We start from the raw sequence: 7,635 nt of genomic DNA, 5'->3' as shown, positions 1-7,635 counted from the left end.
GATCTTGTACGCCATCCACGTGGCGAAGGCCTCGTTCAGCCTGAGGTCGTCCCACCACACCATCGTCACCCAGTTGCCGAACCACTGGTGCGCCAGCTCATGCGTCACCACCTCGGCCACCCGCTTCTGCACCGACAGGGGCGCGGTGGCCGGGTCCAGCAGCAGGGCGATTTCGCGGTAGGTGATGAGGCCCGCGTTCTCCATCGCGCCGGCCTCGAAGTCGGGGATGCCCACCTGGTCCACCTTGCCGAAGGCGTAGGGCAGCCCGAAGTAGTCCTGCAGCCGGGGCAGCGCCGCCAGCGCCGCGTCCTGGCCAAAGCGCGTCAGGTGCTGCTTCTCCGGCAGCGCCCACGTGCGCACCGGAATCCCCTGCACCTTCTCCTCGGGCGTGCCCACCAGCGGGCCGCACACCAGCGCCACCAGGTACGAGCTGAGCACCTCCGTCTCCTGGAAGGTCAGCTTGCGCAGGTGGCCGTCCGCCTCGTCCTTCACCAGCGCCCCGTTGGCCAGTGTCGTCAGCCCCGGCGGCACCCGCACCGTGAGCGCCCAGCGAGCCTTGAAGGCCGGCTCGTCGAAGCACGGGAAGAGCCGCCGCGCGTCCGCCGCCTCGAACTGCGTGGCCGCCACCTTGCCCGCCAGGTACATGCCCCGCAGGCCCTCGGTGAAGCGGCCCGTCCACGCCACGTCCAGCGCTCCCGCGCCCGAGGGGAGCTGCTCGCCGAAGCGCAGCACCACCGTCTCGCTCACCTGTACCACGCGCAGCTCGGTGGGCTTGAGGCTCTTGCCGTTGCCGCCCCGGAAGGTCACCTCGCCGAGCTGCAACGCGATGGCGTGCAGGATGATCTCATTCGAGGGCTTCTCGAGGTCCAGCTCGATGGTCTGCTGGCCCGTGAAGCTCTTGGCCTCCAGGTCGAGCGTCAGCGTCGCCGCGTACCGCCGGGGACGGATGGAGAGGGGGAGTCGGAAGTTCTTGTCGTCGGTCAGGTGCGCCATAGGGGGGACGACTCTACCCAGAGCGCAAGCGGACGCTCGGCATCTCTTGAAGGTGTCGCGGGGCTGGCGTCCACCGGGTGACGGCTCGGGCTCGCCCCTGTTCAGGCCCCCACTCCGGCGAGTAGGTATGCGGGCCTGGAGGTGCCGTGCACCGGAAGCTGCCGTGGATCGTCCTGATAATCGCCGTGCTCATCAGCCACGGGACGATGCTCGTGCGCCAGCCGGTGTCGCCGGACATCCTCTTCCTCTTCCTGCCCAACGCCGCCTTCCTGCGCGAGCAGTTGCTGCAAGGCGCGCTGCCGCTGTGGAACCCGCACCTGCTCGCCGGCCACCCCTTCCTGGCGGAGTTGCAGACGCAGGTGCTCTACCCGCCGAGCCTCCTCTTCTTGCTGGCCCCCCCCGAGCGTGTCCTGGGCCCCTTCCTCTTCGCGCACCTGGTGTGGCTGGCGCTGGGGACGTGGCGGCTGGCGCGGTACTCGGGGGCGAGTCGCCGCGCCGCCATGCTTGCGGGGCTGGCCGCGGGGCTCAGTCCGCTCGCCGTCGAGCACTATGCCCACCCCAACATGCTGTGCGGGCTGAGCTGGGTGCCATGGGTGTGGGGCTCGGGGCAGCTCCTGACGCGCCGTCCCACCCGGGCCGGCATGGCACTGCTCGGCGTGCAGGTGGCGTGCAGCGTGCTCGCGGGCTCTCCGGAGCTGACGCTGCTCGCGCTGGCGGGGCTCGCGAGGTGCCTGTGGAAGCGCACGCGCTGGACGCTGGGAGCGCTGGCGCTCGGGGCCGGGCTCTCGGCCGTCACGTGGATTCCCTTCCTCGAGCTGCTCGTGCGCTCGGACCGGAGCGGGGGGCTCGGCGTGGGGGATGCCACGCAGTTCGCCCTGTCCCCTCGGGAGGTGGTGGACCTCGCGCTGCCCTTCGTCCGCTTCGGCGCGGATCGTTCCGGGATGCAGACCTTCCAGTCGGTGCTCTTCGTGGGCGCGAGCCTCCTGGTGCTCGCGGCCTGGGGGCTGTGGCGGCGCAAGCGGCTCGCCGTGCTGTGCGGGGTGCTCGTCCTGCTGGCCCTGGGGGACTCGGGGTGGCTCTTCACCTGGTTGTATGCGTGGGTGCCCGGCGCCAGCCTCTTCCGCTTTCCCATCAAGTTCCTCTCGGCGCTGCCAGTGCTGCTGGCGCTGGCGGTGGCCTTCGGTTTCACCGCGTGGGAGCGAGGGCCCCGGCCCCACTCGCGGCGCTCGGGCGCGGTGTTCGCGGTGGTGGCCCTGCTGGGGGCGTGTGCCCTCGCGGTGGCGGGCGCGGGGGCTCACTGGGCGGTGAGCGTGGCTTGGGTGGGGCTGGCGGGAGGGGCGTTGCTGGCCGCTCGCGCCGCGGTTCCCAGCCGGCGGGCGTGGATGGTGGCGGCGGTGATGGTCATCGAGTGCGCCGTCTTCCAGCAGGGCGTGGGGACGCTGTGGAGCCTGAGCGGAGCGGCGCCGTGCCGGCCCTCGCCGGAGTTCCGCCCCGAGGGCCGCGTGGCCTATGACATCGACTGGATGCGCGTGGACGTCGCGCACCGGGCGGATGCGTGCGAGGTGGGCGTGCCCAACGTCAACATGGCCGGGGGCTTCGATGCGCTGGAGGGCTTCGTGGTGCCGGCGCCTGCCTATGTGAAGCAGCTCGTGCGCGACGAGCCCGTGCGGGCGGCGGAGCACCTCGGGGCCTCGGTGGTGGTCATCGACGACGAGGCGAAGCGCGCGGCGTACCCGGGCGAGGTGCTCTTCCAGAATCGGAGCTACCTCGCGCTGCGGCTGGGCCGGAAGGGGCGCGCGGTGCTGGAGTCGGGAGGCGAGCGGCTGGAGCTGGAGCCCGAGGTGGCCATGCCTTCACGGCTCGCCTTCGTGCTTCCGCGGGGGGGCGAGCGGCTCCTCGTGCGGGATGCGTGGTTCCCCGGATGGGAGGCGGAGGCGGACGGAGCGCCGGTGCCGCTGCTCGAGGCCGACGGCCTGCGCGCCATTCCCTTACAGGGCACCGAGCGCCGGGTGGAACTGCACTACCGGCCCCAGTCCTTTCGCGTGGGCGCGCTGCTATCGCTCGTGAGTCTTGGGGTGCTGGGCCTGCTGGGGTTCAGCGCGAGACGCCGGGTGCGTTCCGGGTAGAGCCGAGAGGGTTCGGCACCTATCATCGCGCGCATGAACGGAATGACCGCGTCGCGTCTCGTCTGTGCGCTGGCAGTGGGTCTGCTCGTCGGGGGGGTGCTCTCCACGGGCTGTCAACCGAGTGAGCTTCCCCCGGGAGGGAGTCCGGACTCGGGCACGACTGTGTCCGATGGCGGTACGACCCGGCCGGACTCGGGGACGACTCAGCCGGACTCGGGGACGATCATGCCCGACGGGGGGTCGAACGGGCCGGACGCGGGTATGACGGTGCTGGCGCGGGTGGAGGTGCTCAACCACAAACCGAATGTGCTGCTCCTGGTGGACACGTCCGGCTCCATGACGGCTCCGATCAATCCATCGAGCGCGTCCTGCAAGCAGGCCGATGGTGGGGTGTGTGGCTATGACTCGCCCTGCGACACGTCCCGGTGCCCCACGCGCTGGAGCGAAGTGCAGGGGGCGATGGGCACCTTCCTCCCCCAGAACGCCACGCTGGCGCGCCTGGGGCTCGGCACCTACCCGGATATCTCGAAGCCCGTCTCGGGTGTCGCCTGTGGTGCCAGCTCCAGCCTTCGCGTCGCGTTGCCGGGCGCGGGGGCGGAGGATGACGCGACGCTGGTGGCCAAGACCTCGGAGGTGAATGCCGCCCTCCAGAGCATCCCCAATGGGGGGACTGGCATGCCGGAAGGGGGCACTCCCACGGGCCCGAGTCTGCGTTACGTGGGCTCGCTTCCGGAGCTGCGGACGGCCGAGCGCGCGGACTTCGTGCTGCTGCTGACGGATGGTGCGCCCAACTGCAACCCCAACAACCCGAATCCCTACCCGAGTGCCCAGTGCTACTGCACGTTGGGCGATTCCGTGGTTTGCACGATCTCTCCGTACGACAAGCTGGGCTGCATGGACCAGGACACCTCGGTCAGCGCGATCCAGGAAATGAGGAGCCAGGGCATCCGCACCTTCGTGGTGGGCTTTGGCCCGGAGGCCATGTCGTACTCGTCCCCAACGCCCAGAGCGCTCCATGCCATGGCCACTGCGGGTGGCATCGTGCGCCAGTGCCAGTCCGATACGGACTGCGGCGCGGGGGACAGCTGTGACGGTTTCAGGGGCTCGTGCCAGCGTCAGTTCTATCTGGCCAGCAACGGCGCCGAGCTCGTCTCCACGCTCCAGCGCATCCGCGAGAAGCTGACGAAGGACTCCTGCCTCGTCCGGCTCGAGACCTCGGGGGATTCGCCTTGGGAGGAGTCGCTCCAGGTCTCCCTGGACGGGACGGTTGTGGCCCCGGGACCGGACTCGTGGAGCCTGACGGGCGAGGGCGTGCGCTTCACCGGCACGGCGTGCGAGAAGATCGCGGCGGCCAGGCCGACGGCGCCGGTCCTCATCGAGGTGCGCGGCCCCGCTCCAGGCTAGCTCGCTCCCTCCATGAGCGGACCTGACGCCCCCGGCCTGCCCGCTCGTCCCGTGGCTGGCGGGAGGGCGGGGCTTGCGTTAGAGCCGCCTTTCGCATGGCTTCTCCCGACGCCCCCCGCCCGTCCATCTTCCGTCACCGCGACTTCCGGCTGTACCAGCTGACGCGTCTGTGCGCGGTGCTCGCCGTGCAGATCGAGTCGGTGGCCATCGGCTGGCAGGTGTACGAGATGACCGGCAGCGCCCTGGCCCTGGGCTACACGGGGCTGGCGCAGTTCCTGCCCTTCCTCGCCTTCTGCCTCATTGGCGGGCAGGTGGCCGACCGCGTGGACCGGCGCATCATCCTCGCGGTGTGCCAGTCGGTGATGTTGCTGTGCAGCTTGTTGCTGCTCGTCTTCTCGCTGGGCCACATCCGGGACGTGCGCTTCGTGTACGGGGTGCTGGTGCTCTTCGGGACGGCGCGGGCCTTCTACTCGCCCGCGGGCTCCGCCCTCACGCCCCGCCTGGTGCCCCCCGAGGAGCTCTCGCGCGCGGTGGCCATCAACTCCACCACGTGGCAGGTGGCCACCATCGCCGGCCCCGCCGTGGGCGGCATTCTCTACGGGTGGGCGGGCGCCACCGGGGCCTACGTCGGCTCGGCCTCTCTGTGCGCGCTCACCGTGGTGTGGATCCTCTCCTTGAAGGTGCGGACGGGCCGCGCCTCCAGCGAGCGCTTCTCCCTCTCCACCGTGCTCGCGGGGTTGCGCTTCGTGCGCCGGCAGAAGTTGTTGCTGGGCAGCATCACGATGGACCTGTTCGCGGTGCTGCTGGGCGGAGCGGTGGCGCTGCTGCCCATCTACGCGCGCGACGTGCTGCACACCGGGCCCTGGGGCCTGGGCCTGCTGCGCAGCGCACCGGCGGCGGGCGCGGCGGTGGTGGCCGTGCTGCTCGCCTTGCGTCCCCTGGGAGGCCGGGCGGGGTGGAAGATGTTCGCCTCGGTGGCCATCTTCGGCGCGGCCACGCTCGTCTTCGGGGTGAGCCACTCGCTGCCGCTGTCGATCGTCGCCCTGGCGGTGGCGGGGGCCGCGGACATGGTGAGCGTGGTGGTGCGGCACACGTTGGAGCTGGTGGCCACGCCGGATGACATGCGGGGCCGCGTGGGCGCGGTGAACATGATGTGCGTGGGCGCCTCCAACGAGCTGGGCGAGTTCCGCGCCGGTGCGTTCGCCGAGCACCTGGGTGCGGTGCCCGCGGTGGTGGCGGGCGCGGTGGGGACGCTGGGGGTGGTGGCGCTCTGGGCCTGGCTCTTCCCCGAGCTGTGGCGGGTGGACCAGCTCGAGGCGGCCGCGGCTCGGGAGCCCCAACCCGAGGACGCCGAGCCCGTGGGCGCGGCCCCGTCCCCGTGAGCGCGCGCATGGCGTGGGGAGAGCGGCCGGAGCTCCGGCTCGTGCTGGGGCTCGCCGCGCTCCTGCTGGTGCACCACTTCGGACTGTGGGGGTGGACGGCGTTCCATCGCGGCATTCCGCTGCTCGAGGGCCTGGAGCGCTGGGACTCCGAGCACTACAGCGCCATCGTGACGCGGGGCTACTCGAATCCGCTCTGGGCGTTCCTGCCGCTCTACCCGCTGGTGGTGGGGCTCGTGCGCACGCTCCTCGGGGACGCGGTGCCTCCGCAGGTGCTGGGCTGCGCGCTGTCCACGCTCTTCCTGCTGGCGTTCGTCGTCTGGGCCCACCGGCGAGGCGCGGAGCCCGGGGGGCCCTCTCCGCTCTCGCCCCGGACCGCGTGGGGGTGGTTCTTCTGCCTCTTCAGCCCGGCCAGCTACGCGCTGCACTCGCACCACACCGAGGGGCTGTTCCTGCTGCTGTCGCTCGGCGCGTTCGCCTCCGCCTGGGACGGGCGCTTCTGGCGGACGGCGGTGTTCGCCGGGCTGTGCGTGTGGTCTCGCAACCAGGGCGTGTTCGTGGCGATCGCCTCGGCGCTCCTGCTGGCCGAGCGCGCGGAGACGGGGCGGGAGCGGCTCCTGCGCTTCACCGGACTCGGCGCGCTGTCGCTCGCGGCGTATGGCGGGCTGATTGTCTTCGAGTGGCTCGCGTCGGGAGATCCACTGGCGCACCTCCATGCCCAGTCGCACTGGCAGCACGTCGACTCCGCGTGGGGCGCGCTGCGCACCCTGTGGTACGGCAACCCCGGTCAGGTGCCCGCGGGCTGGTCGCTCCTGCGCGGCGTCTTCTTCGCCGTGCTGCTCGTGGCCTCGCTGGCGCTGCTCCGGCGGAGCAAGCCCCTGGGCCTCTACGGTTTGCTCTCGCTGGTCGTGATGCTGCCGCAGGGCGACTTCATGAACGCGTTTCGGTTCGGCGCGGTGCTCTTCCCCATGCTGTTCTGGCTGGGCGACTGGCTCGCCACGCGACCGGCCTGGGCACGGTGGACCCTGGCCGCCCTCACCCTGTGGCTCAACCACAAGGTGACGCACGGGTTCCTCCTCGGCCTCTGGACCTACTGAGCGGCGGGCTGGCATAGAGTCGCGCTCCGCCATGCCGCCCCGAGCCCCCCTCGTCCACATCCACGACCACGCCCTGCCCGAGGCGGACTTCTCCCGTCTGTGGCGCAAGGTCCGCGCGCTGGGCACCGAGCGCCTGCGCCAGACGTACCAGACGACGTTCTGGTTCGGCCTCGGCGAGCCCACCAACCTCGTGGAGCAGGTCATCCTCGAGCTGCGCCCGCGCGTGCCGCTGCGCCGGGGCATCGTCGGCGTCGAGTGGTGGTTCTCGCGGATGCGTACCACGAACGTGCAGGTGGACTTCCACCAGGACCGGGACGAGAAGCTCGCCCTGCGCGGGGGCCCGCTCGTCCACCCGCGCTTCACCTCCCTGCTGTTCATGAACAGCGTCCGGGGTGGGGCGCTCGCGGTGACCAAGGCCCTGCCCTGCGAGGAAAACCCATCCCTCGCCCCGAACACGAGCGACTTCGACCTCGCGAGGCCCAAGCCCAACCGCTTCGTCTACTTCCGAGGGGACCTCACCCACGGCGTGCTGGACGCCCACAACCAGATTCCCAACGGGAAGCTGCCGGGCACCTCGCGGCTGCGCGTGACGCTGGTGATGAACTGGTGGACCCAGCGCCCCACGGACATCCCTAC

6 protein-coding genes are annotated in these 7,635 nt (G+C 71.2%); 5 read left to right on the top strand and 1 reads right to left on the bottom strand.

The window, feature by feature from the left end:
- Positions 1-993, bottom strand: a 993-nt coding sequence (locus VF697_RS10990; RefSeq protein WP_331094039.1) for a M1 family metallopeptidase, incomplete at its 3' end; no start/stop codon positions are given.
- A gap of 146 nt (positions 994-1,139) precedes the next feature.
- Between VF697_RS10990 and VF697_RS10985 the strand changes: the two genes are divergently transcribed.
- The 5 genes from VF697_RS10985 to VF697_RS10965 all read left to right on the top strand — a co-directional run.
- On the top strand, positions 1,140-3,119 hold the full coding sequence (locus tag VF697_RS10985) for a hypothetical protein (RefSeq protein ID WP_331094037.1): 1,980 nt from the start codon (positions 1,140-1,142) through the stop codon (positions 3,117-3,119).
- A gap of 225 nt (positions 3,120-3,344) precedes the next feature.
- Positions 3,345-4,523 (top strand): adventurous gliding motility lipoprotein CglB, encoded by a 1,179-nt coding sequence (gene cglB, locus VF697_RS10980; RefSeq protein ID WP_331094035.1) that lies wholly within the window; start codon positions 3,345-3,347, stop codon positions 4,521-4,523.
- A 95-nt stretch (positions 4,524-4,618) separates the two neighbouring features.
- On the top strand, positions 4,619-5,905 hold the full coding sequence (locus VF697_RS10975) for an MFS transporter (protein WP_331094033.1): 1,287 nt from the start codon (positions 4,619-4,621) through the stop codon (positions 5,903-5,905).
- 8 nt (positions 5,906-5,913) lie between these two features.
- A complete protein-coding gene (locus tag VF697_RS10970) occupies positions 5,914-6,999 on the top strand; it encodes a mannosyltransferase family protein (protein ID WP_331094031.1) in 1,086 nt (361 codons plus the stop codon).
- 31 nt (positions 7,000-7,030) lie between these two features.
- A partial coding sequence (locus tag VF697_RS10965; protein ID WP_331094029.1) for a hypothetical protein occupies positions 7,031-7,635 on the top strand: 605 nt, incomplete at its 3' end.

Origin of the sequence: Archangium sp., from assembly GCF_036388035.1 — a bacterium.
Lineage (GTDB): Bacteria > Myxococcota > Myxococcia > Myxococcales > Myxococcaceae > Archangium.
The sequence above is the reverse complement of the archived record's forward strand: the minus strand, read 5'-3'. Positions and strand labels throughout refer to the sequence as shown.

What these genes read in the sequence shown, in the direction of transcription:
- cglB (WP_331094035.1), top strand. Translation starts at nt 3,345, where the DNA reads ATGCCCGACGGGGGGTCGAACGGGCCGGACGCGGGTATGACGGTGCTG.
- VF697_RS10975 (WP_331094033.1), top strand. Translation starts at nt 4,619, where the DNA reads ATGGCTTCTCCCGACGCCCCCCGCCCGTCCATCTTCCGTCACCGCGAC.
- VF697_RS10970 (WP_331094031.1), top strand. Translation starts at nt 5,914, where the DNA reads ATGGCGTGGGGAGAGCGGCCGGAGCTCCGGCTCGTGCTGGGGCTCGCC.